The 21561-nt window shown below is 30.5% G+C and carries 24 protein-coding genes and 1 pseudogene; 10 read left to right on the top strand and 15 right to left on the bottom strand.

All coding sequences use genetic code 11. The features are described 5' to 3' along the window. Positions 1–36: 36 nt before the first annotated feature. The 5 genes from E4J94_RS12305 to E4J94_RS12285 all read right to left on the bottom strand — a co-directional run bounded on the left by E4J94_RS12305 (position 37) and on the right by E4J94_RS12285 (position 6337). Positions 37–2286 (bottom strand): multicopper oxidase domain-containing protein, encoded by a 2250-nt coding sequence (locus E4J94_RS12305; RefSeq protein ID WP_185145644.1) that lies wholly within the window; start codon positions 2284–2286, stop codon positions 37–39. A gap of 13 nt (positions 2287–2299) precedes the next feature. Then, positions 2300–2728, bottom strand: a complete 429-nt coding sequence (locus E4J94_RS12300) for a hypothetical protein (protein WP_135836100.1) — start codon at positions 2726–2728, stop codon at positions 2300–2302. Positions 2729–2791: 63 nt separating this feature from the next. Beyond that, on the bottom strand, positions 2792–4924 hold the full coding sequence (locus E4J94_RS12295; protein WP_135836099.1) for a heavy metal translocating P-type ATPase: 2133 nt from the start codon (positions 4922–4924) through the stop codon (positions 2792–2794). A gap of 5 nt (positions 4925–4929) precedes the next feature. Then, positions 4930–5754 (bottom strand): DUF3347 domain-containing protein, encoded by an 825-nt coding sequence (locus tag E4J94_RS12290; RefSeq protein ID WP_135836098.1) that lies wholly within the window; start codon positions 5752–5754, stop codon positions 4930–4932. Positions 5755–5764: 10 nt separating this feature from the next. Continuing rightward, positions 5765–6337, bottom strand: coding sequence for a helix-turn-helix domain-containing protein (locus tag E4J94_RS12285; RefSeq protein WP_114999350.1), 573 nt, complete (start codon positions 6335–6337; stop codon positions 5765–5767). A gap of 226 nt (positions 6338–6563) precedes the next feature. Between E4J94_RS12285 and E4J94_RS12280 the strand changes: the two are divergent. Continuing rightward, positions 6564–7124: pseudogene (locus E4J94_RS12280) on the top strand (DUF4256 domain-containing protein). Between the two features lie 270 nt (positions 7125–7394). Next, a complete protein-coding gene (gene murI / locus E4J94_RS12275; protein ID WP_135836097.1) occupies positions 7395–8204 on the top strand; it encodes a glutamate racemase in 810 nt (269 codons plus the stop codon). Positions 8205–8266: 62 nt separating this feature from the next. Here murI and E4J94_RS12270 read toward each other — a convergent pair whose 3' ends face one another. Next, on the bottom strand, positions 8267–8644 hold the full coding sequence (locus E4J94_RS12270) for a GreA/GreB family elongation factor (RefSeq protein WP_135836096.1): 378 nt from the start codon (positions 8642–8644) through the stop codon (positions 8267–8269). A 523-nt stretch (positions 8645–9167) separates the two neighbouring features. Here E4J94_RS12270 and E4J94_RS12265 point away from each other — a divergent pair. The 6 genes from E4J94_RS12265 to E4J94_RS12240 all read left to right on the top strand — a co-directional run bounded on the left by E4J94_RS12265 (position 9168) and on the right by E4J94_RS12240 (position 13145). Then, positions 9168–9482, top strand: coding sequence for a hypothetical protein (locus E4J94_RS12265; protein ID WP_135836095.1), 315 nt, complete (start codon positions 9168–9170; stop codon positions 9480–9482). Between the two features lie 49 nt (positions 9483–9531). Then, the gene (locus E4J94_RS12260) at positions 9532–9927 is read left to right on the top strand and encodes a hypothetical protein (RefSeq protein WP_136527205.1); all 396 of its coding nucleotides are present in this window, start codon (positions 9532–9534) and stop codon (positions 9925–9927) included. An 84-nt stretch (positions 9928–10011) separates the two neighbouring features. After that, positions 10012–10854, top strand: coding sequence for an MbnP family protein (locus E4J94_RS12255; protein WP_135836093.1), 843 nt, complete (start codon positions 10012–10014; stop codon positions 10852–10854). Between the two features lie 44 nt (positions 10855–10898). Beyond that, a complete protein-coding gene (locus E4J94_RS12250) occupies positions 10899–11939 on the top strand; it encodes a cytochrome-c peroxidase (RefSeq protein ID WP_135836092.1) in 1041 nt (346 codons plus the stop codon). Positions 11940–11949: 10 nt separating this feature from the next. Further along, the gene (locus tag E4J94_RS12245) at positions 11950–12915 is read left to right on the top strand and encodes a hypothetical protein (protein ID WP_246034324.1); all 966 of its coding nucleotides are present in this window, start codon (positions 11950–11952) and stop codon (positions 12913–12915) included. A 2-nt stretch (positions 12916–12917) separates the two neighbouring features. Next, positions 12918–13145 (top strand): YHS domain-containing protein, encoded by a 228-nt coding sequence (locus E4J94_RS12240; RefSeq protein ID WP_135836090.1) that lies wholly within the window; start codon positions 12918–12920, stop codon positions 13143–13145. A 70-nt stretch (positions 13146–13215) separates the two neighbouring features. Here the strand turns inward: E4J94_RS12240 and E4J94_RS12235 are convergent, their stop codons facing one another. From E4J94_RS12235 to E4J94_RS12205, 7 genes are all read right to left on the bottom strand, one after another. Next, positions 13216–13524: a thioredoxin family protein gene (locus E4J94_RS12235; protein ID WP_135836089.1), complete on the bottom strand. Its 309-nt coding sequence runs from the start codon at positions 13522–13524 to the stop codon at positions 13216–13218. A 25-nt stretch (positions 13525–13549) separates the two neighbouring features. Beyond that, positions 13550–13819 (bottom strand): rhodanese-like domain-containing protein, encoded by a 270-nt coding sequence (locus tag E4J94_RS12230; RefSeq protein WP_246034323.1) that lies wholly within the window; start codon positions 13817–13819, stop codon positions 13550–13552. Between the two features lie 25 nt (positions 13820–13844). Further along, on the bottom strand, positions 13845–15239 hold the full coding sequence (locus E4J94_RS12225) for an MBL fold metallo-hydrolase (protein WP_135836087.1): 1395 nt from the start codon (positions 15237–15239) through the stop codon (positions 13845–13847). 115 nt (positions 15240–15354) lie between these two features. Further along, positions 15355–16272, bottom strand: coding sequence for a YeiH family protein (locus E4J94_RS12220; protein ID WP_246034322.1), 918 nt, complete (start codon positions 16270–16272; stop codon positions 15355–15357). A 170-nt stretch (positions 16273–16442) separates the two neighbouring features. Continuing rightward, a complete protein-coding gene (locus E4J94_RS12215; protein ID WP_135836086.1) occupies positions 16443–17072 on the bottom strand; it encodes a Crp/Fnr family transcriptional regulator in 630 nt (209 codons plus the stop codon). A 2-nt stretch (positions 17073–17074) separates the two neighbouring features. Next, a complete protein-coding gene (locus E4J94_RS12210; RefSeq protein ID WP_135836085.1) occupies positions 17075–17488 on the bottom strand; it encodes a YeeE/YedE family protein in 414 nt (137 codons plus the stop codon). Between the two features lie 4 nt (positions 17489–17492). Then, positions 17493–18041: a YeeE/YedE family protein gene (locus tag E4J94_RS12205; RefSeq protein ID WP_135836084.1), complete on the bottom strand. Its 549-nt coding sequence runs from the start codon at positions 18039–18041 to the stop codon at positions 17493–17495. Between the two features lie 128 nt (positions 18042–18169). On the opposite strand from E4J94_RS12205, the gene E4J94_RS12200 reads away from it, so the two are divergent. Both E4J94_RS12200 and lysA read left to right on the top strand, forming a co-directional pair. Further along, entirely contained in the window at positions 18170–19303 is a 1134-nt protein-coding gene (locus E4J94_RS12200; RefSeq protein WP_135836083.1) for an MBL fold metallo-hydrolase, read from the top strand. Between the two features lie 162 nt (positions 19304–19465). Continuing rightward, positions 19466–20677 (top strand): diaminopimelate decarboxylase, encoded by a 1212-nt coding sequence (lysA, locus tag E4J94_RS12195; RefSeq protein ID WP_135836082.1) that lies wholly within the window; start codon positions 19466–19468, stop codon positions 20675–20677. 73 nt (positions 20678–20750) lie between these two features. Here lysA and E4J94_RS12190 read toward each other — a convergent pair whose 3' ends face one another. Next, a complete protein-coding gene (locus E4J94_RS12190; RefSeq protein WP_135836081.1) occupies positions 20751–21056 on the bottom strand; it encodes a helix-turn-helix domain-containing protein in 306 nt (101 codons plus the stop codon). An 11-nt stretch (positions 21057–21067) separates the two neighbouring features. Next, a complete protein-coding gene (locus tag E4J94_RS12185) occupies positions 21068–21493 on the bottom strand; it encodes a transposase (RefSeq protein ID WP_135836080.1) in 426 nt (141 codons plus the stop codon). Between the last annotated feature and the right edge of the window lie 68 nt (positions 21494–21561).

The following is a 21561-nucleotide window of genomic DNA, read 5'->3' as shown; positions in this document are numbered from 1 at the left end:
AATCTCGAAGCTTTTTGTTTTGTACTATTTATATTTCTAATATACCAATCGCAATCCTACACCGAATCCCATATCGCTATCGTAATGTGTTCGGATATGCATATTTCTGTTTAAGATATAGCTCAACTCGCCCATATATTCTTTGTCTGTATTCCACATAAAACCTGCGCGAATTCGTTTTGAAATTGGAATATCTTCTCGCATAAATTGCAAACGAACTTTTCCTGTGTGGTAAATCTCAGTCTGAAAATCAATTAACATTGGTAATTTATACACAAATCCCGCACTGAATAATCCTTTGTTTCTATCTGTTTTTTGACCAAAAATATTTTTTTCTATATTTCCGTGTTCTGCCAACATTTTATGCTCATTCCAATCAAAACCTACAAAAACCTGAAACCATTGATTTCGATCGATAAATCTTCCTAAATGTGTCTCAACTTCATAACCATGTTCAGGTTTGTAACCTATACTCCATTCTGAAGTTAGTGCCCAACGTGCATCTTGTACCATCATTGCACCGTCTAAACCGTTTGTAGCAAAATCGTTTTCTACCATCAAGTGCTTCATGTTACTTTCCATTTGCAACATTTTATATGCATGTTTTTTATTTCGTAAATTAGGATTTTGATAATCTCCGACTTCAAAAACGCGGTTCATTCCAGCCATCATGTGATACAAAATATGACAATGGAAAAACCAATCGCCTTCTGTATTTGCTTCAAATTCGATGACATTTGTTTCCATTGGCATAATATCCAATACATTTTTCAACGGAGAATATTCGCCATTTTTATTGATGACACGAAAATCGAATCCATGTAAATGCATCGGATGACGCATCATAGAATTATTATATAAAGTAATACGTAGAATTTCGCCTTTCTTGACTGGAATTTTATCGGTTTCTGAAAACACTTTGTTATCCATACTCCACACATAACGATTCATATTCCCTGTTAATTCAAAACGCATTTCTTTTATTGGAGCATCTTTCGGAAGTGTTGTATTTTCAGGTGATTTTAGCATTCCGTAATTTAAAGTGGTAATGTTTGAGGATGTATTTCCGTGTGAAGAATGATCCATTTCACTCATTTCTGAATGATCTCCAGTAAAATCTTTCTTTGATTTTTTGGATTTCTTTTTCGCTTCGCCAGAAATTTCAGGATACATCACAGTGTTCATGTCCATTTGTTGCAAGCTCATTTTCATGCCCATATCGTTCATTGTTCCGTCCATATTCATCATGTCGTTCATCATCTTCATTCCTTCAAAATACTTCAATTTCGGAAGTGGTTCCATCAATTGTTTCTTTCCTTCACCAATGAACAACGAAGCCGAACCCGTTCTATCCTCAGAAGTTGCCTGAAATTCGTATGATAAACCACCTTCGGGAATCGTTACTACAATATCATAGGTTTCTGAAACGCCAATAATTAATCGATCAACCTCTAAAGGTTCTACGTCATTTCCATCATTTGCTACAACAGTGATTTTTCCACCTGCATAACGCAACCAAAAATAAGTTGATGCACCACCATTCGAAATTCGTAAACGTACTTTATCACCAGCTTTGAATTGTTTAAGTTGACTTTCGTTTGCTGCATTAATCAAGAATTTTTCATAGTAAACATCACTCACATCCATTGCTAACATACGTTTCCATTCGTTGGTAAGTTTTGTTTTAAAATGCCCCTCACGAATTGCTTCTGCATAACTTTGCGTTGAACCTTTTTTGATTCCCGCCCAATCGTTTGCATTGTGTAACATTCGTTGAATATTTTCAGGTTTCAAGTCGGTCCATTCGCTCAACATCACAGGAATTGTAGGTAAATCATCAATTCCTTTTCGAAAAGTTGGATCATTTTCGCGTTTCTTTAAAATCATAGAACCATACATTCCAATTTGTTCTTGATAACCCGAATGACTGTGATACCAATGCGTTCCGTTTTGAATAATCGGAAATGAATACGTGTACGTTTCACCTGGCTTGATTCCCATCTGCGTCAACATCGGAACACCATCTTCTTTATTTGGTAACCACACACCATGCCAATGCAATGAAGTATCTTCCTTCAATTTATTATGCACACGAATAACCGCCGTATCACCTTCCGTAAACTCTAAAGTTGGCATCGGAATTTGACCATTTACTGAAATAGCTCTTTTATCCTTACCAGAAAAATTAACAATGGTATCACGTACATATAAATCATATTCTACACGTTTTTGCGCATGTAAAGCAATCGTTGATGGAACAATAAATAAACAAAGTAATTTCCTCATGTGAATGATTATATTATAATTGACTAAACTTCTTATAATTCTCCTCGTTTTCGAAATAATCAACATTTCCTTGCTGATCTTTCAAAACGATATATGCATTCGCTTTATCAATTTCCTTTCCTGTAAAAGGATCCGTTGCTTTCCGTGCAGTTTCATCATTCGGAATACGTTCCACACACATATTACAACATCCATAATACGTTTTTCCATCATAAGGAACTTCGAACTGATCTTTGCCCATATACGCATTATTTACCATACAAACTTGTTTATTCGGAACCTTATCTCCAACATTGTAAGCCATTGTTTGCGAAGGTTGCATCATATCTGACATCTGTTCTTCGTGAGCAGTAACTGTTGGTTCTTCTTTTTTATTTTGACAAGATGTTAATACAAAAATACTTAATATTGAAACGCCTAAAACTATTGTTAACTTTTTCATTTTATTTATATCTTCTATTCTATTTCTTTACTTCATTTATTCGTGAAAATTTAATCTCGAAATTTATTTGTTTAGTTTTAGTAAACTTCCATTAATCGCTACGATTATTGTACTCAAACTCATTAAAACTGCACCTAATGCAGGACTCAACATAAAATGTGGATACAAAACACCTGCTGCCAACGGAATCGTAATAACATTATAACCAACTGCCCAAAAAAGATTTTGAATCATTTTGTTATACGTTCTTTTTCCGAAATTAATTAGTTTGCTAACATCCAATGGATCACTATTCACCAAAATAATATCTGCAGTTTCAGCTGCTACATCTGTACCTGAACCAATTGCAATACCAATATCAGCTTGTGCCAACGCTGGTGCATCATTCACTCCATCGCCCGTCATAGCAACTATTTTTCCTTCTTGTTGAAATTCTTTTATTTTTTCTAATTTTTCGTGAGGTAAAACATTGGCAAAATATCCATCCATTTTCAACTTATTCGCAACAGAAAATGCTATTTTTTCATTATCTCCTGTCAATAAATAAGTTTTGATTCCCATATTTTTTAACTCTTCGATAGCTTGATAAGAATTTTCTCTGATTGTATCAGCCATACTGATTACACCTACAACTTCATCATTAATCAAAACATAAGAAATTGTTTCTGTATTAACATCAATACTTGAAGGTGTATTTGGAATTTTAATTACTTTTTGAGTAAAATAATTAGATCCAGCAGCAATAACTTCTTTACCTTCTACTTTTCCTTTTACACCCATTCCTTGCATATACTCAAAATTCGTAGAAAGTAATAAGGGTAATTTTTCTTCTTTTAATTTTCTCAAAATACCTTTCGCAATATGATGTTCTGAGTTTTGTTGAACTGCTGCAACATTTTGTAATAATTCGTTTGCCGTGTATTTATCTGTCAAAGGAATAATTTGCTGAACAGCATGCGATCCTTCAGTTAAAGTTCCAGTTTTATCGAAGATAATTGTTGTTAAATTTCTTGCTTGTTCAAATGCTTTTCGATTACGAATTAATAAACCACTTGTTGCTGATTGTGTTGTCGAAATTGCTACTACTAAAGGTATTGCAACTCCTAGTGCATGCGGACAAGCTGTTACCATAACAGTTACCATACGTTCTAAAGCAAAAGCAATATCTTGACTTGTTATATACCAATATATAAATGTTGATACGCCAGCTATTAAGGCTATATACGTCAACCATTTTGCCACTTTATCTGCTAAGTTTTGAGTATTTGATTTTACTTGCTGAGCAGATTGAACCAAATCAATTACTTTATTCAAGTAACTATCCTTTCCAATTCCTAAAGCTTCAACTTTCAGCATTCCATCCCCATTAATAGATCCAGCAATTACTTTTTCACCAATATTTTTTTGAACTGGTACACTTTCGCCTGTCAACATACTTTCGTTCACTGATGATTTACCTTCAGAAACAACCCCATCAACTGGAATTTTTTCTCCTGGTTTAATCATTACATTCTCTCCTCGCTGTAGATCTTCTAAAGGAATTTCAGTGTAAGATCCGTTACGCTCAACTGCTACGGTAGATGGTAGTAATGCTACTAATGATTGCAAAGCCTTTGATGCAGACATTTGTGAACGCATTTCTAACCAATGTCCTAAGAGCATAATATCTATTAATGTAGCAAGTTCCCAAAAGAAATCCATTCCTTTTAGACCAAAAACAACTGCGATACTATATAAATATGCGACAGAAATAGCCAATGCAACTAACGTCATCATACCAATAACTTTCGCTTTTATTTCACCTACCATTCCTTTAAAGAAAGGCATTCCTCCATAAATAAAGATAAATGTACTTAGCAACAGTAAAATCCACTTATCACCTGCAAAATGAATTGAAAAACCAAGCCAATGCTGAATCATTTCTGACAACAATAGAATGGGAATAGTTACAATTAAACTAATCCAAAATCGTTTAATAAAATCGTTCGTATGATGCCCTTTATGCTTATCATGCACATGAGAATTTTTATTTTCTTCTCTGTGATGATGTACGTCTTTGCTATGATTGTGGTGTTCGTAACGAGCTTCTGTTTTTTGCTCATTTCCTAAAGTAACTAAACGCATACCACAAAGCGGACAATTTTCTGGTTCATCTTTAATAACCTGAGGATGCATAGGACAAATATGCTTACTCATTGTTTTTATTTTAAAGTTTCAATTGTACCTCCACACGTCAACATTATATTTCCGTAAAATGGATTTTTAATATCTGAATCTTTACTTAACCAATTCGAACCACCATTAAACATTGGACAATTTTGATAATAAATGGTATAACCAAGATTTGCTTTTTGAGCTAATTTGTACATTGGTGATGATAATTTTGCAAAAAATGCACGCTGTTTATCAATATTTTTTTCTTGAACTAATTGTTTTGAAGTTGTTTCTAAGTCTTTAAAAACTTCCATCCAAATCGTATGTGATTCATGTGAAAGTTTACCCATCTCTACAGCAGAAATTGATTTCGAAAAAGCAGTGATTTGTTTCGAGATTTCACTTTCATTTGTTTTTACAAAAGCATCTTTTAATGAAAAGTAAGCATCAAAAACGAGTGACAATTGATTTTGTTGTTGAGAACTTTCATTTGAAGTATGATTGGAATTATTCATTTCCTTATGGTTCATCGTCATTTTTTTATCACGAGAATATTGACAATCTTTCTCCAATTTCGCGTAAGCCTCATCTGGTGCCATATATTCTGCATTATCAAAACCCGCCAAAGCAACTTTCTTCAAAATTTCGTTCGAATTTGTTTTTGCTTTATTATATGTAATCAAAGCTATTTGAGTCGATGCATCAAAATCCACTTTAGAAATTCGAGGTTGATTACCAGCTTTTTCAATTAATTCTTTCGCATTTACACAATTTCCTTTTACTTGAAATTGTTTTGTTTCTTGATTTTTAAATTGTGCATTTGCTGTAAAAGCAAGAAAACTTCCGATAACTAAAAAACTATATTTTTTCATAATTTTTGATTTATATTTTATCAATTGCTCGACGCGTATGTTTGCTCAATTGTTTGAAAACAGAAGGCGTTAACCCAGTTACTTTTTTGAATTGTGCACTAAGATGTGCCACACTCGAATAATTCAATTGAAACGCAATTTCACTCAACGATAATTCGTCATAAATCATTAATTCTTTGACCTTTTCTATTTTTTGCTGAATAAAATATTTTTCAATAGTTTGTGCTTCCATTTCTGAAAATAGATTCGAAATATATTTGTAATCCAAATTAGTTTTCTCACTCAAATAATCAGATAAATTGACTTTAAGTTCGTTATTTTCCTGATGAACCAGCTGAATAATCAATGTTTTTATTTGTTCAATCAACTTACTTCTTTTATCATCAATCAACTCAAAACCAACTTCTTCTAATTCATTCCGAACCAATTCTAATTGTTCATTATCAATAGGATTTTTCAATTCAACTTCTCCCAATTCGATATGATTTGTTTCAATGTTATTCATCTTCAAAATTCGTCCTACTACTACTTTACAGCGATGACAAACCATATTTTTTATAAATAATTTCTTTGTATTTTCCATGTTATATTTTCGAATTTGAGCGATTTACTTCATTTAAATTTACAAAATCTTCTGTTACAAATTTCGTACAACTTCATTTCAAAAGATTATACAATTTGGAAGATGATGTATATAATTTTCAGATTCACCTTTTCCTACTAATCTATTATCGATAAATCAGTTAACAAGTTCATCTTTTTTTGAATATATTTGATTAGAAAATTAGTTTCTCAAAGCAATAAATTCTATGATCAAAGACAAATTAACTATAATAGAACAACAAAATTGTATTCAAATTTTGAAACAACGGTTTGAGAAGAATATACAGAGGCATCAAGGTTTGGATTGGCAAAAAATAGAAGAAAAGATCATCAATCAACCTGAAAAAATTTGGTCTTTGTATCAAATGGAAATTACTGGAGGTGAACCTGATGTTATTTTTTATGATGATAAAACTGACGAGTATTATGTTGTAGATTGTTCGACGGAAAGTCCGAAAGATCGTAGAAGTTTGGCGTATGATTATGAAGGACAAACATCTCGAAAAAAACATCAACCAAAAAACAACGCAATAGATTTCGCCAAAAACATGAAAATTGAGTTACTTACTGAAGACGAATATCGTTTATTACAATCTGTAGAAATTGTCGATCAAAAAACGTCAAGTTAGTTAAAAACTCCACAACTAATTAGAGAGTTAGGAGGTGCTATATTTGGTGATTATCGTTACGGAACTATTTTTGTTTATCACAACGGCGCCCAATCATATTATGCTGCACGTGGTTTTAGAGGGATTTTAAAAATTTAGAAAATTATGAGATTTATATTTCCACTTATCATTTTTCTTTTTGGTTCAATTCTATTTATAATTGGCATTTTGTGTAAAATCACCCATTTTCATTTTATTATTTCTACCAATTTGATGCTATTTTTAGCTTCTATTATTCAAATTACAGGAATCATATTATTTATTTTTAAATTAATTATGACTCCTAAAAAGGATCATTTTTTGAATTTATAATTTCATTTTTATTTGCAATACATTTTGTAATTTTATCATCAAATTAAGACAGCTAAAATGCAAGGACCAATTGGTGTTTTTGATTCTGGTTATGGAGGTTTAACCGTTTTCAAGGAAATTCAGAAAAAATTACCACAATATGATTATATTTATTTAGGTGATAATGCACGTATTCCATACGGAATTCGTTCGTTTGAAACAGTTTATGAATATACAAAAGAATGTGTTTTCAAATTGTTTGACTTAGGTTGTAATTTAGTTATTTTAGCCTGCAATACAGCTTCTGCAAAAGCTTTAAGAACAATTCAACAAAATGATTTACCAGAAGGTAAAAAAGTTTTAGGTGTAATTCGTCCTACAACTGAATCAATAAATGAATACACAAAAAATAATAAAGTTGGGGTTTTAGCAACACAAGGAACTGTTTTATCAGAATCTTATAAAATTGAAATTAATAAGTTTCATCCTAATATAAAAGTTTTCCAACATGCTTGTCCGCTTTGGGTTCCACTAGTTGAAAACAATGAAATTAACAGTAAAGCAGCTAATAATATCGTAGAAAAAGATATTGAACATTTATTTTCTTTATCTTCTGAAATTGATACTATTGTTTTAGCTTGCACTCACTATCCTTTATTATTACCCGTAATTAAAAATTACACTCCTAAAAACGTCACTATTCTATCTCAAGGAGAATTAGTTGCAAATAAATTAATAAAATATTTACAACATCATACTGAAGTTGAGACACAATGTTCTAAAAATGGTTCATTAACTTTTCATACAACTGATAATGCTAAAAATTTTGAAGAAAATGCCACTATATTTTACGGAAAACCTATTATAGCTTCTCATATAGATGTGTAATTTTAAAAAAATATAAATAAAAACCGAGCAAACTTGCTCGGTTTTTCTATTCAATTAAGAAACTAAGCTACAGTTTCTACATTCAAAATTTCATACTTTTTTGTTCCTTTTTCTGTTGGCCACTCTACTACATCACCTTTTTTGTATCCAATAGTTGCCAAACCTTCATCCATCAAAATAGAATGGCGATTTTTCTTAGGTTTAGCTTTTTCTGGACTTACAAAATTTAATTGATATTCTTCATTTGAAGTTAATTCTTTAATTGTAACTTTCTTTCCAACTGAAACAATATCTTCTGATAAATCTCGACGAAGAATTTGCTCTGCATGTCTCAATTCATTCGTTAAAATATCTTCTTGATCTTTTGTTACTCTTTTTCTTCTTAAATGATCTTTAATTAAATCATATAAACCTGTTGTTAAAATTATATTCGTTGTCATTATGATAAATTCTTCGTTAACTTTTCAATATTTTGGAGTAGATTTTTAAGATCCAAATATCAAATGACATGAAATTCTAAAACGCTACTATTTGATACAAATCTCTTTCCAGAAAATTGAAATAATTGATAATTAAATAAATCGAAGGTTCCCTGCTTTGGATCGTAACAGGGATTAGTTGATAAACTCTTTTGAGCTTCTTAAGAAAGTATCATCATGCAAATATGCCAACGACAAAGACAACCAAGATTGGTTGTTTCTTCTGTATATGTCGATATAATTAGTCATAATTTTCATGAAAATGATATAACAAAGCTACGATATCTTTCTCAATCTAAAAAATATAACCCTTTTAAGATTATTTTCCTAATATTATTTTAAAAGCAACTTGAATTCAATTTCTGAGAAAAACTGATAATCTTCATTTTCTAATTAAATAAAAATTGTCTAATTTTATAAAAATTTTAAGGAATTGAAATCTTACCTTTTCATAATAACTGTCGTTTTAATAACTTGTAGACCATTGCTACCTGTTATTGACTATTTAGTGAATTATGATAAGATTTCTAACGAATATTGTATTAACATAGAACGTCCAGAGTTGATGTGTAATGGAGTATGTTATCTTAAAGAACAGATTTCCAAAACTATTCATGATGAACAAAATGATGATAATAAAATTCAAGTTTCTTTACGTACTATAGATTATTTTATTTATCAAGCTAAATTAGAAATCTATACATTTACCTTTATAAAACCTATTAACAAAGTTTCGACTTTCGAATTAGCTTTCGAAACTCAATATCAATTGGATCAACAACTTCAGCCTCCTATTTGATAAATAATCCCTATTTATCAAATTATTATCTCATTAACATTTAATCAAATTGACATTTCATATAAGATTTGTCAAAAGTTTCAATTGTTTATTGATTGCATTGTTCGTGCTTTTAATTGGTTTTCGATCATTAATTCCTTTTACTGTATTCATTAGTACTCAGGAGAAGATTATTGATGAATATTGTATCAATAAAGAGCGACCAGAAATGCAATGCAATGGAAAATGTTATTTATCGAAGCAACTAAAAGAAACAGAACAACAATCTGATTCAGTTTTAGTAAAGAATATTCGATTTGCAGAAATTTATATACATTTCGAATGCTTAGATATTCCATTTATTCAAGATTTTATTGTAAAAATAAAACATCGATTCTTTTGGCAATCATCCTATTCTATCGATTGGGTTTTTAAATATCTAAAACCTCCAATTGCAATTGTTTAATTAATATAACAAATATCTAGTATTGGAGAACAATAATTGTTTTCCAACAGCATTTTTATTCAAAAAAATTAAACAATTATTACAATGAAAACATTCAAATATTTTTTAAACTTATCATTTATCGCATTATTTACTTTATTTACTTCCTGCAACAACGATGATGATTTCTCTGAAATTAAATCAACTGAAACAGGTAAAATTCAATTAAAGTTTGAAAATGGATTTGATAATTTAGGAGGAATTGTTCTAGATCAAACAACACAAACCTCATCAAGTGGACAAAAACATAAATTAACAACATTAAAATATATCATTTCTAACATCACATTAATTGACGAAAAAGGAAATGAATTTGATTATCATAAAAATGATCCAGACAAAGGCGCTTTTGTTATTAATCAAGATTCTGCAATAGCTAATGTCGTTTATTTAAATTTGGATAATATTCCTCAAAATAAATATACAAAAGTACGTTTTGGACTTGGTGTATCTCAGAAAGCTTATTTATTAGGCCAGACTGGACAAGCTACTTTTTGGGAAAAAGCAAAGAAAAATGGAATGACTTGGGCTTGGGCTGCTGGTTATGTTTTCTTTAAAATAGAAGGTCTTTATGGGAAAACTACTACTGATACTTTCTTCTTAACTCATACAGGAAATATGGGAGATATTAACAAAAATAATGTTCAAGATTTATATAGAGAAGTAACATTAGATTTACCTACATCTGCACGAGTGACTTCTAAAATTAAGCCATCTATTCATATTATGGCAAATTTGAATACCTATTTAAGTGGTGATCATAAATTGACATTAGATGAGTCGAACAATAATATTATGGGATCTTCCAACTTTGCACAATTGGTAACAGAGAACATACAAAATATGTTTCGAGTTGATCATGTACATAACGATGAAAAAAATCAATAAAGTTTATAGCGGTGTTTATAAAACACCGCATAATTCTACAAACAATGAATAAAATAATAACAATTATATTCAGCTTATTCATCTTATTAAGTTGTAATGATGATGATATTGATTATGGACAGATCGTTGATGAACCTTATCAATTAGAAACTCCTTCTTATTTTCCTAAAATAACATTTGATACAGATAAATATCCGTTAACTAAAAATGGTGTTGAGTTAGGAAAAAAACTATTCTATGAAGGTCGATTATCTAGAAATAATACTATTTCATGTGCTTTTTGCCATATTCAAGAAAATGCCTTTACTCACCACGGACATCCTGTTAGCCATGGGATTGATGATCGATTAGGAATTCGAAATGCTCCTCCTATTCAAAATTTGGCTTTTCTAAATCGATTTATGTGGGATGGCGTTATTCATGATTTAGCTCAACAACCAATTTCTCCTATTACAGCTGAAGAAGAGATGGATACAACTTTTCCCGAAATCATTAAGAAATTATCATCAGATTCTTCTTATCGAAAAATGTTTAAAAATGCTTTCGGAGATGATAAAATCGATGCAAATCGTATTCTCAGCGCATTAGGACAGTTTATGGCTTCAGTTGTATCGAAAGATTCTAAATATGATCAATTTTTAAGGAAAGAGGCGAATTTAATCGAAACCGAAAAAAAAGGTTTACAACTTTTTCAACAGAAATGTTCAAGCTGTCATAAAGGAACACTTTTTACAGATGAGTCTTTTCGAAATATAGGAATGTATTATAATAAACAATACAAAGATGGAGGTTTATATCGTGTCACATTAGATTCTACTGATTTTATGAAGTTTAGAGTTCCAAGTTTAAGAAATGTTGAAATAACCAAACCTTATATGCACGATGGACGATTCTATAGTTTAGAAGCTGTTTTGAATTTTTATTCAGAAGGTGTACAAAATGATAAAAATTTGGATTCACAACTCAAACAAAATAATCGAATTGGAATTCCTATGACAGAAGAAGAAAAAAAAGCAATTATCTCTTTTCTAAAAACATTAACTGATTACTCATTTATTAATAATCCTGCTTATGCAGAATTTTAAATCTATTCAAATGAAATTATATATCAATTTATTTTTCGTTATATTGTTTACACCCATTTCATTATTTGCTCATACAGAAAATGATTCTATTGTAGTCTCTCATTTATATGATTTAGAATTAGATTGTGATGCTTGTGGTTGTTCTGCGACTTCAACCTCAAATGGAATTGAAAATCTTATAAATTCAAATTTCATTGGTATTCGTTATCTTCATCAATATTATAAAGCTAAAGAAGATGCTTTTTCTAATAAAAGAACACAAAAGCAACAATTCAATACTATTCAATTATGGGCGAGAATTCCAATAAATAATAGAATTGACATCAATGCTAGTATTCCTTACCATTTTCATAATAAAGAAGGTAAAAACTCTTCTTCTATTTCTGGTATTGGAGATTTAAATATGATGGGAATAGTTAAAGTCATTAAATCAAATACAAGTTCTAATGAGCTAAAACATGGATTAAGTGCTGCAATAGGTTTAAAAATTCCAATCGCAAAATTTAATCAAGCAAATGCTGAAACAACCAATCCTAGTTTTCAATTAGGTACAGGAAGTTGGGATACTCAGTTTGCAATAAATTACCAATTAGCTTATAAGAATTCGACTTTACAATTAGTAACAGACTACAACTTGAAAGGAGAGAATAAGAAGAAATATAAATTTGGAGATCAATGGAATCAATTAATTCAATTACAACATCTTTTCATTAACAATGAATTAAAATTACTTGGAAAAGTCGGTTTTCAAAATGAACTTTATTATAAAAATGAACAATTTGGGGAGACGATTCCAAAATCTAAGGGAAAAGCTCAATTTGCGAAATTAGGATTAGAAGTAGCTGCTCGAAAATTTAATTTTGGTATAGAATATTTTCAACCTATACTTTCTGATTTAAATTCGGGAGAAATCGAAGTAAAAAACAGAATAGGTTTCTTTTTTAATTACAATTTATTTCAATCTAAAAATCAATAACAATGAAAAAAATATTAATATTAACATTCTTCATCATCTCTTTTTCAATTTTTGCTCAACAAAAACTAAAAGTAAAAGTTTTAAACGAGAAAGATCCTATTTGTGGAATGAATACTGCACAATTCTTAACAGATACTGCAATTTATCAAAAGAAAATTTATGGTTTTTGTAGTAAAAGCTGTAAAGTTGAATTCAAAAAAAGTCCAAAAAAATACGTGAAAAAAAAGTAAGAGTAAGAAAATAATTTGACAGTAGTTGCACTTGATTCTAAGAAGAATTATTAAGCAACTACTGTCTTTTTTATATCAAAAATTGTTTCACAATTACCTGTAAATCATCTTCAAACTTTACTCCATAATGTTTCCAAAGTAGCTTTCCTTGATGAAAAAGCATCAAAGTTGGTACTCCATTTACTTGATACATTGCATCAAATTGAATAGTACTTACTTTGTCTTTATCTACATCTATTTTTATAATTTCTACATTTTCAGGAAATTTTTCTTTCAATTTTTCTAAAAACTGAAGTTGTAATTGACATGGAGCACACCAATCTGCATAAAAATCAATCAAATAATAACCATTTCCTTGTATTTTATCCAATAAATCCATTTTTAAAATTTAGATATTATTACACTTATTTTATCGTTTGCCAAGGACCGCCGTTTATTACATCAAATCCATTTTTATTTAAAATTGTTGCTGCTTGCGCACTACGAGCTCCACTTCTACAAACTGTTATAATTTTTTTGCTTGGTAATTCCTTTAATCTTACTTCTAATTCTTGTAACGGAATATTCATCGCATCTGCATGATGTCCCACCAAAAACTCTGCTTTTGTACGAACATCTAACAATAAAGCACCTTCTTGTAAATAATTTTCTACATTCGAATTTGATGTCAACATTTTTAAAATCTTTTTGAAAAACATATTATTTCACTAATGGTTTTTGATTCAATTTCCAATCAGCAATTCCTCCACTATAATTTTCAATTTCAAAACCTTTCGATTCCAAAAAACTTTGTGCAATCGTTGCTCGATCTCCAGCTTGACAATGCAAAGCAATTTTTTTAGTTGGATCTAATTCATTGTATCTTTTTGGTAAATAACCGACAAAAATATGCTTCGCTCCTTCGATATGACCTTCTTTAAATTCTGCTTCTCCTCTAACATCTAAAATCTGAACCTCATCATTTCCAATGTAATTTTCCATTGTATCTGCGTCGATTAAAATAGAAGATTGTAAAGAACTAAAATTACTCAACATATCTGTTGGAGTGATATAACCATAGACATTATCCAAACCTATTCGCATTAATTTTCGCGTCATTTCTTCTACTTCGTCCTCTTCTACAATCAACACAATTGGTTCTTGATAATTTACCATCCAACCCATCCAAGTATTAAACGTTTTATTATTTTGAATATTAAATGTACCAGGTAAATGTAATTGAGAAAAATCTGTTTTGATACGCGCATCAATCACTTTCATTCCAAAATCTTTCGCTTTTTCAAATTCGATGTATGTTAACTTTGTCCATTTCGGAACTTCGATCAACAAAGGACGTTTTGTTTTATTCAGCTTTTTCATCATTGCAAAATATGCTGGCGCTTCGGGTTGATCTGCCAATAAATAATCAACAAATCCTTTTTCATTCGAATTAAATTGCAACGCCCAATTTCTGATTTTCTCATAACCAACCGTTGTACTTGCCACAGCTCCCAAAGCTTTTCCGCAAGCAGAACCTGCTCCATGTGCTGGCCAAACTTGTAGATAATCTGGCAATGCTTGAAATTTTTTCAACGATTCAAACATCTGCTTCGCTCCTACTTCTTTAGTACCAATTAATCCAGCTGCTTCTTCTAATAAATCTGGACGACCAATATCTCCTACAAAAACAAAATCTCCAGTAAAAATCATAACTGGTTCTTTCGTTGCAGGTGTATCTGTTAATAAGAAACTAATACTTTCTGGCGTGTGACCTGGCGTATACATCACCTCGAAAATTAGATTGCCAACTTCTATTTTATCGCCATTTTTTAATGCAATATGTTCAAAATCGTATTGCCAATCTTCTCCTCCTTCATCAGACAAATACATCTTTGCACCTGTTACATAAGCTAACTCTTGGCTACCAGAAAGATAATCAGCATGAATATGCGTTTCGGCAATATGCGTAATTTTTAGCTTATTTTCTTCTGCTATTTTTAAGTATGTATCAATATCTCTTTTGGGATCGATTACAATTGCTTCTCCTTTTGCTTGACAACCTACAAGGTAACTTGAATGTGCCAAAGACTTTTCAAAAATGTGTTGAAAAAACATATGATAATATTTTTATGGTTTAACCTTTTCTAATTTGTTGAAGCAAAGTTAAGTTTCTAAAACACAATCGACAGTAACCAATGTTACAGAACTAAAAATAGAGAGAATAGAGATTTTAAAAACAATTTAAAACCAAAACCAAAGATAAAATGGAGATAAAAATCCAAAGCAGGGTTCCGTATGATAAGGTTTTAAAACCTGCTTGTTTGATGGATTGTAAGTTAATCAACGAGCCAATCATAAATAAAGCAACAACCATTAATTGTTTCGAAATTCCTTGTAAAATATGATATACTTTTTCGCCTTGAGGAAAATAAGTAGCGATAAGCATTGTTGCAATAAAACCAATAATAAAATAAGGAAATTTGTAAGAAGAATTCTCTTTTTTGTTAAAATAACCAATTAATAAAGCCAACGGAAAAATCCATAATGTTCGGCTCAACTTTACAGTTGTTGCAACTTCTAAAGCTTGCTCACCATATTGTTTAGCTGCACCGACCACTGAACTTGTATCATGAATTGCAATTGCTGACCACAAACCAAATTGGTATTGCGACAACTGAAAATAGTGTCCAATAAACGGAAAAATCATTAACGCAATCGCATTCAACACAAACACAACTGCCATGGCAATGGTAATTTGATTGGCTTTTGGTTGTAGAACCGAAGAAATTGTAGCAATAGCACTTCCTCCACAAATAGCAGTTCCCGAAGTAATCAGCAGCGATGTATCCTTGTTGATTTTTAATAATCGGTAGAATACAAATCCTAATGTAAAAACACTTAACACAGAAATAAAAGTGAGAAAAAATCCATCTTTACTTACCGAAACTGCTTCGTGAAGATTCAAACCTAACCCTAAACCAATGATTGCAATATTCAATAATTTCTTTGAATATCGTTTTGAGATTTCCCCAAATTCATTCTGAAAAATTAAACCATAACCAATCCCTAAAAGTAACGCCACAGACGACTCTACAAAAGGAAAAAAAGTAAATAGCAATAATCCAAAATAAACTATACGGGCAATCATTTGTTTTATCAAATACAAAAACAAAAGTAATTGACCGTATCAAAATAGATTGTAACATTTGTTACAAATGATATTATTTTTAGAAAATTTTTCTACTATAAATTGTTTTCTCGTACAAAAAAAGGAAGCTCTCTACTTGAGCTTCCTTTTTATATTTTTTTAATAATTTCTTACTTTATCGTAATTTCGTTTCGGTTTAGTTGAAGGAAACCTTCTTTTTCTAAAGCTTTCAACAAACGAGAAATAACAACGCGAGAAGTATTGAGCTCGTAAGCAATTTCTTGATGTGTTTTTACCACAACTTTACCTTTATTGATACTTGCAACATCCAACAGATATTTTTTCAAACGTTCGTTCATATCATTAAAAGCTAAATTGTCAATCGCTACTAACATTTCCTCCATTCTATTATTGTAACTATCAAAAATAAAACGTCTCCATGAAGGATATTTTGCCAACCATTCGTCCATTTTTACAATCGGAATCATTACCAATTCTCCATCAGTTTCTGCTACAGCACGTATTTTACTTTGTTTATCACCCAAACAACACGCAATCGTCATCGCACATGTATCACCTTTTTCGAGAAAATACAACAATAGTTCTCCTTCATCAAAATCTTCACGCATAATCTTGATTGCACCACTCAAAAGAATTGGCATTCCTTTGATAAATTGATTTAAATCAATCATCACATCATTTGCTTTAAATTCTATCAAAGATCCTAGATCATCAATTTCATTCAATAATTCATCTTCAAATTGATATGGATAAGTTGCTTCTATTTTCTCTTTTATCATGTTTAATGTGGGATTTTGTTTCTAATTTTTCCGTAAAGAAAAGTACCAATTAATGCGCCTACAATTGTAATTAAAATTGGATAAACTCCTGCTCCTAATAGTACAAATATTGGTCCAGGACAAGCGCCAACCAAAGCCCAACCTAATCCGAAGAAAATTCCTCCAATTAAATAACGTGCAATTGATTTTGTTTTGGGTTGAATCACAATTTTTTCTCCATCAATATCTTTTGCTTCTTTCTTTTTCATCCATTGTATTCCAATCAAACCAACAACCAAAGCCGAACCGATAAATCCGTACATATGGAAAGATTGAAAATTGAACATTTCGAAAATGCGGAACCAAGAGGCCGTTTCTGCCTTGTACATGGTTACACCAAAGATAACACCTAATATGATATAAACTAAACTTCTCATAAGATTAAAAAATTAAAGGAAACAAAACGTGAACCATCAAAAGTCCACCGATAAAAAAGCCGATAACAGCAATTAATGATGGTAATTGTAAGTCACTTAAACCCGAAATCGCATGCCCAGATGTACAACCTCCTGCGTAGCGCGTTCCAAAACCAATTAATAATCCACCAACAAATAATAACGCAATATTTTTAACAGACATCGTTTCGAAAATTTCGGTTGGAGAATATACTTTCCCTGCACTTTCGAATCCCATTGCATTCAATTTAGCAATTGTAGCATCTGAAATTTCAGGAATTTGATTATCTGATAAAAAATGTACCGAAACAAAACCTCCGATTACTGCGCCAACTAAGAATAATAAATTCCATTTTTGAGCTTTCCAATCAAACGAGAAAAAATCACATGATTTTCCTCCTCCCAAAGCAGAACAAATCGTTCTGAAATTTGATGAAAATCCAAAACTTTTTCCGAAATAAATCAATAAAAGCATTACAATCGCAATTATTGGTCCGCCAATATACCATGGCCAAGGTTGTAAGATAAATTCCATTTTGTATTTTTTCTAAAACGTGTACAAAGTTGATAAATCTAAATTAGAATGAAAGTTACAAATGTTACAATTTACTTAAGATATATTATTTCAAAAACAATCCAAGAATTTTATAAATTTGACCATCAATGAAAAAAATTAATAAACGAAAAGTTTTTAAACGAATGCTTTACTTCCTATTAGGCTTGATTTTAATTCTTGTAATTGCAACTTTTGCTATTCTACAAATGGATACTTTTGGTGCTGATGCAACTGGAAAACGATTGGAACGAATGAAACAATCGAAGTTATACAAAGATGGACAATTTCAAAATATACATCACACGCCAGCTATGGCAGAAGGTTATAGTATGCAAAAAGAAATGATTTCGTTTTTATTTGGTGCAAAAAATCCGAAACTCAACCCAAAAGATTCTATTCCCCATGTTCAGACGGATATCAAATCTATTGATAAATCTGAAAATGTGTTTATTTGGTTGGGACATTCGTCTTATTATATTCAATTAGATGGTGTTAATTTCCTAATCGATCCTGTTTTTAGTGATTATGGTTCACCTTTACCCATTTTCAATAAAGCGTTTAAAGGAGCAAATACGTATCACGCAAAGGATTTTCCAAAGATCGATTATTTGGTTATTTCACACGATCATTACGATCACTTAGATTATGAAACGGTGAAAGAATTACGCTCAAAAGTAGATAAAGTGATTCTACCTCTTGGAGTTGGTGCGCATTTCGAGAAGTGGAATTATTCGCCTGATCAATTAATCGAAGAAGAATGGAACACAAGTGTAGCTTTAAAAAATAATTTAAAAATTACTTTTACACCAGCACGTCATTTTTCTGGTCGAAAATTTAAGCGAAACACAACACTTTGGACTTCTTATATTTTGGAAACATCTACTAAAAAAATATTTTTGGGTGGTGATAGTGGTTATGACACTCATTTCAAAAAAATTGGAGAACAATATGGTCCGTTTGATTTTGCAATTCTCGAAAATGGTCAATATAATGATGCATGGAAATACATTCACGCTTTACCATCAGATTTACCTACAATTATCAAGGATTTGAAAGCTAAACATATAATTCCTGTTCATGCCGCAAAATTTGCTTTAGCAAAACATGCATGGGACGAACCTTTGGAGAAAATTATGGTAAACGGTAAGCAAAATCACTTCGATATTTTAACACCTATGATTGGTGAACCACTAAATTTGAACGATTCGGTCTTCAACTTCAAAGAATGGTGGAGGTATTAAAACACTCTTTAATGAATAATATTCAAAATATATTTCACAATTCAAAACAACATTCAAAAAAACCATTTTATAATAAGTTTATTTTGAATTTTCTTCAGAAAACCATTTGTATTCCGTAATTTTGGCAACTGAAATTTAACTTTAAACAAAAAAATAAACAAAATGGAACTGAATAGAGAACGTCTATTGGAATTGGTGCAAAAATATGGTGCACCATTATATGTATACGATGCGAACAAAATTAGATCGCAATATGAAAAGATGACGAATGCATTTTCTACAGTCAAACGTTTAAAGTTAAATTATGCATGTAAGGCAAATACAAATCTTAATATTTTAAAGTATTTCAAATCACTTGGTTCAGGATTGGATACAGTTTCTATTCAAGAAGTAGAATTAGGATTAATGGCAGGTTTCAAGCCAAAAGAAATCATTTATACGCCAAATGGTGTTTCGTATACAGAGATTAAAAAAGCAATTGATTTAGGTGTTCGTATCAACATCGATAACCTTTCGGTTTTAGAAACATTTGGTCAAGATTTTCCTAAATATCCAGTTTGTGTACGTATCAATCCACATATTATGGCAGGTGGAAATGCAAATATTTCGGTTGGACATATTGATTCAAAATTCGGAATTTCTATTCACCAATTACCACATATCAAACGTGTTGTAGAAAATACAGGTCTGCATTTAGACGGTGTTCACATGCACACAGGTTCTGATATTTTGGATATTGATGTTTTCTTGCAAGGTGCTGAAATTTTATTTGAAGTTGCAGCAGAGTTCAAGAATTTATCTTACATTGATTTTGGATCAGGATTTAAAGTTCCTTACTATCCAGGAGCAGACGAAACGGATATTGAATATTTAGGTGAGCGTTTATCAGCTCGTTTCAATGAGTTCGAAAAAGCCTATGGAAAGCCTTTGACATTAATGTTTGAGCCAGGAAAATATATGGTTTCTGAAGCAGGATCTTTCTTAGCAACCGTAAATGTTGTGAAACAAACAACTTCTACTGTTTTTGCTGGAATTGATACAGGTTTCAATCATTTAATTCGTCCAATGTTTTATAGTGCTCATCACGAAATTGAAAATATTTCGAATCCAGAAGGTCGTAGCCGTTATTATACAGTTGTGGGATACATTTGCGAAACAGATACGTTTGGATCAAATCGTAAAATAAATGAAATTAGTGAAGGAGACGTATTGTGTTTCCATAATGCAGGAGCATATTGTTTCTCGATGGCTTCGAACTACAATTCGCGTTTCAAACCTGCGGAAGTCTTGTTAATTGACGACAAGGATTATTTAATTCGTCGTCGCGAAACAATCCAAGATTTAATCGCAACTACAGAAGATATTAAATTCTAATCGAATTTTTTATATAGTTTTTTTAAAGTATTTTAAAAGCTCAATCTTTAGATTGAGCTTTTTTTTAAAAAACTTAAAATCCGTAAATTTTTCTCCATTTAGAAACAGTATTTCTACTAATTCTATATTTTTCTGCTGTCAATGTATTAGTGTAATTATTATTTTTTTGAAAAGTTAAAATCTTTAAAATGGAATTCAAATCGTATGATCTATGTTTTTTATTTTCAGAAATCTGTTCAGAGTTTAATATTTCTGAAATTTTAATTACATCTAAAACATTCATTTCTTTTTTTAATAATTTTTTAGTTTGTCCTAATTTATCAGGAAATTTTTTTTCAATAATATCTTGATAGATTTTTTGATAGTTTGGTTTTTTCATAAGAGTTAGATTTAATTTTTAGGTAAATATTTTTTTATCCAATTATGAATGGTATTTTTAGGTATATTATATTTATTTGAAATTTCTTGAATTTTCTTTTTTTCATTCACATATAAATCCAAAACAAAATCTATAATCTCTTTTGTATATAAATTTTTACGGTAATTAGGTAAAGCTGAACTTTTAATAGAATCTATTTTTTTGGTTTTACTTATTGGAGCAAATAGAATTATATGTTGGGTATAAATTCTAAAAAAGTCATATTCTAATAATTTAGACCATTTTAACAAATCATCTGTTTTTATAGATTGGCTTTTGTACTGTTTTTTTATTTCGCTTTCTGTATAAGATTTAAAGAAAGTTAAAATCCTAAAAGTATCAATCTCCCGTTCATCAACTCTTTTTTTTATTAAAGAGCCTATATGAATATCTTTCATAGGTAGTAGGTTTTTAGTAGATTCGTAAATATAACAAAATGAAATCATAATTCCTAATCGAGGAACTT

Origin of the sequence: Empedobacter tilapiae (assembly GCF_004785645.1) — a bacterium.
GTDB lineage: Bacteria > Bacteroidota > Bacteroidia > Flavobacteriales > Weeksellaceae > Empedobacter > Empedobacter tilapiae.
The sequence above is the reverse complement of the archived record's forward strand: the minus strand, read 5'-3'. Positions and strand labels throughout refer to the sequence as shown.

Excerpts from the sequence above, each read along its gene's own strand:
- E4J94_RS12305 (WP_185145644.1), bottom strand. The coding sequence starts at position 2,286 with ATGAGGAAATTACTTTGTTTATTTATTGTTCCATCAACGATTGCTTTA.
- E4J94_RS12300 (WP_135836100.1), bottom strand. The coding sequence starts at position 2,728 with ATGAAAAAGTTAACAATAGTTTTAGGCGTTTCAATATTAAGTATTTTT.
- E4J94_RS12295 (WP_135836099.1), bottom strand. The coding sequence starts at position 4,924 with ATGAGTAAGCATATTTGTCCTATGCATCCTCAGGTTATTAAAGATGAA.
- E4J94_RS12290 (WP_135836098.1), bottom strand. The coding sequence starts at position 5,754 with ATGAAAAAATATAGTTTTTTAGTTATCGGAAGTTTTCTTGCTTTTACA.
- E4J94_RS12285 (WP_114999350.1), bottom strand. The coding sequence starts at position 6,337 with ATGGAAAATACAAAGAAATTATTTATAAAAAATATGGTTTGTCATCGC.
- murI (WP_135836097.1), top strand. The coding sequence starts at position 7,395 with ATGCAAGGACCAATTGGTGTTTTTGATTCTGGTTATGGAGGTTTAACC.
- E4J94_RS12270 (WP_135836096.1), bottom strand. The coding sequence starts at position 8,644 with ATGACAACGAATATAATTTTAACAACAGGTTTATATGATTTAATTAAA.
- E4J94_RS12255 (WP_135836093.1), top strand. The coding sequence starts at position 10,012 with ATGAAAACATTCAAATATTTTTTAAACTTATCATTTATCGCATTATTT.
- E4J94_RS12250 (WP_135836092.1), top strand. The coding sequence starts at position 10,899 with ATGAATAAAATAATAACAATTATATTCAGCTTATTCATCTTATTAAGT.
- E4J94_RS12245 (WP_246034324.1), top strand. The coding sequence starts at position 11,950 with ATGAAATTATATATCAATTTATTTTTCGTTATATTGTTTACACCCATT.
- E4J94_RS12240 (WP_135836090.1), top strand. The coding sequence starts at position 12,918 with ATGAAAAAAATATTAATATTAACATTCTTCATCATCTCTTTTTCAATT.
- E4J94_RS12235 (WP_135836089.1), bottom strand. The coding sequence starts at position 13,524 with ATGGATTTATTGGATAAAATACAAGGAAATGGTTATTATTTGATTGAT.
- E4J94_RS12230 (WP_246034323.1), bottom strand. The coding sequence starts at position 13,819 with ATGTTGACATCAAATTCGAATGTAGAAAATTATTTACAAGAAGGTGCT.
- E4J94_RS12225 (WP_135836087.1), bottom strand. The coding sequence starts at position 15,239 with ATGTTTTTTCAACACATTTTTGAAAAGTCTTTGGCACATTCAAGTTAC.
- E4J94_RS12220 (WP_246034322.1), bottom strand. The coding sequence starts at position 16,272 with ATGATTGCCCGTATAGTTTATTTTGGATTATTGCTATTTACTTTTTTT.
- E4J94_RS12215 (WP_135836086.1), bottom strand. The coding sequence starts at position 17,072 with ATGATAAAAGAGAAAATAGAAGCAACTTATCCATATCAATTTGAAGAT.
- E4J94_RS12210 (WP_135836085.1), bottom strand. The coding sequence starts at position 17,488 with ATGAGAAGTTTAGTTTATATCATATTAGGTGTTATCTTTGGTGTAACC.
- E4J94_RS12205 (WP_135836084.1), bottom strand. The coding sequence starts at position 18,041 with ATGGAATTTATCTTACAACCTTGGCCATGGTATATTGGCGGACCAATA.
- E4J94_RS12200 (WP_135836083.1), top strand. The coding sequence starts at position 18,170 with ATGAAAAAAATTAATAAACGAAAAGTTTTTAAACGAATGCTTTACTTC.
- lysA (WP_135836082.1), top strand. The coding sequence starts at position 19,466 with ATGGAACTGAATAGAGAACGTCTATTGGAATTGGTGCAAAAATATGGT.
- E4J94_RS12190 (WP_135836081.1), bottom strand. The coding sequence starts at position 21,056 with ATGAAAAAACCAAACTATCAAAAAATCTATCAAGATATTATTGAAAAA.
- E4J94_RS12185 (WP_135836080.1), bottom strand. The coding sequence starts at position 21,493 with ATGAAAGATATTCATATAGGCTCTTTAATAAAAAAAAGAGTTGATGAA.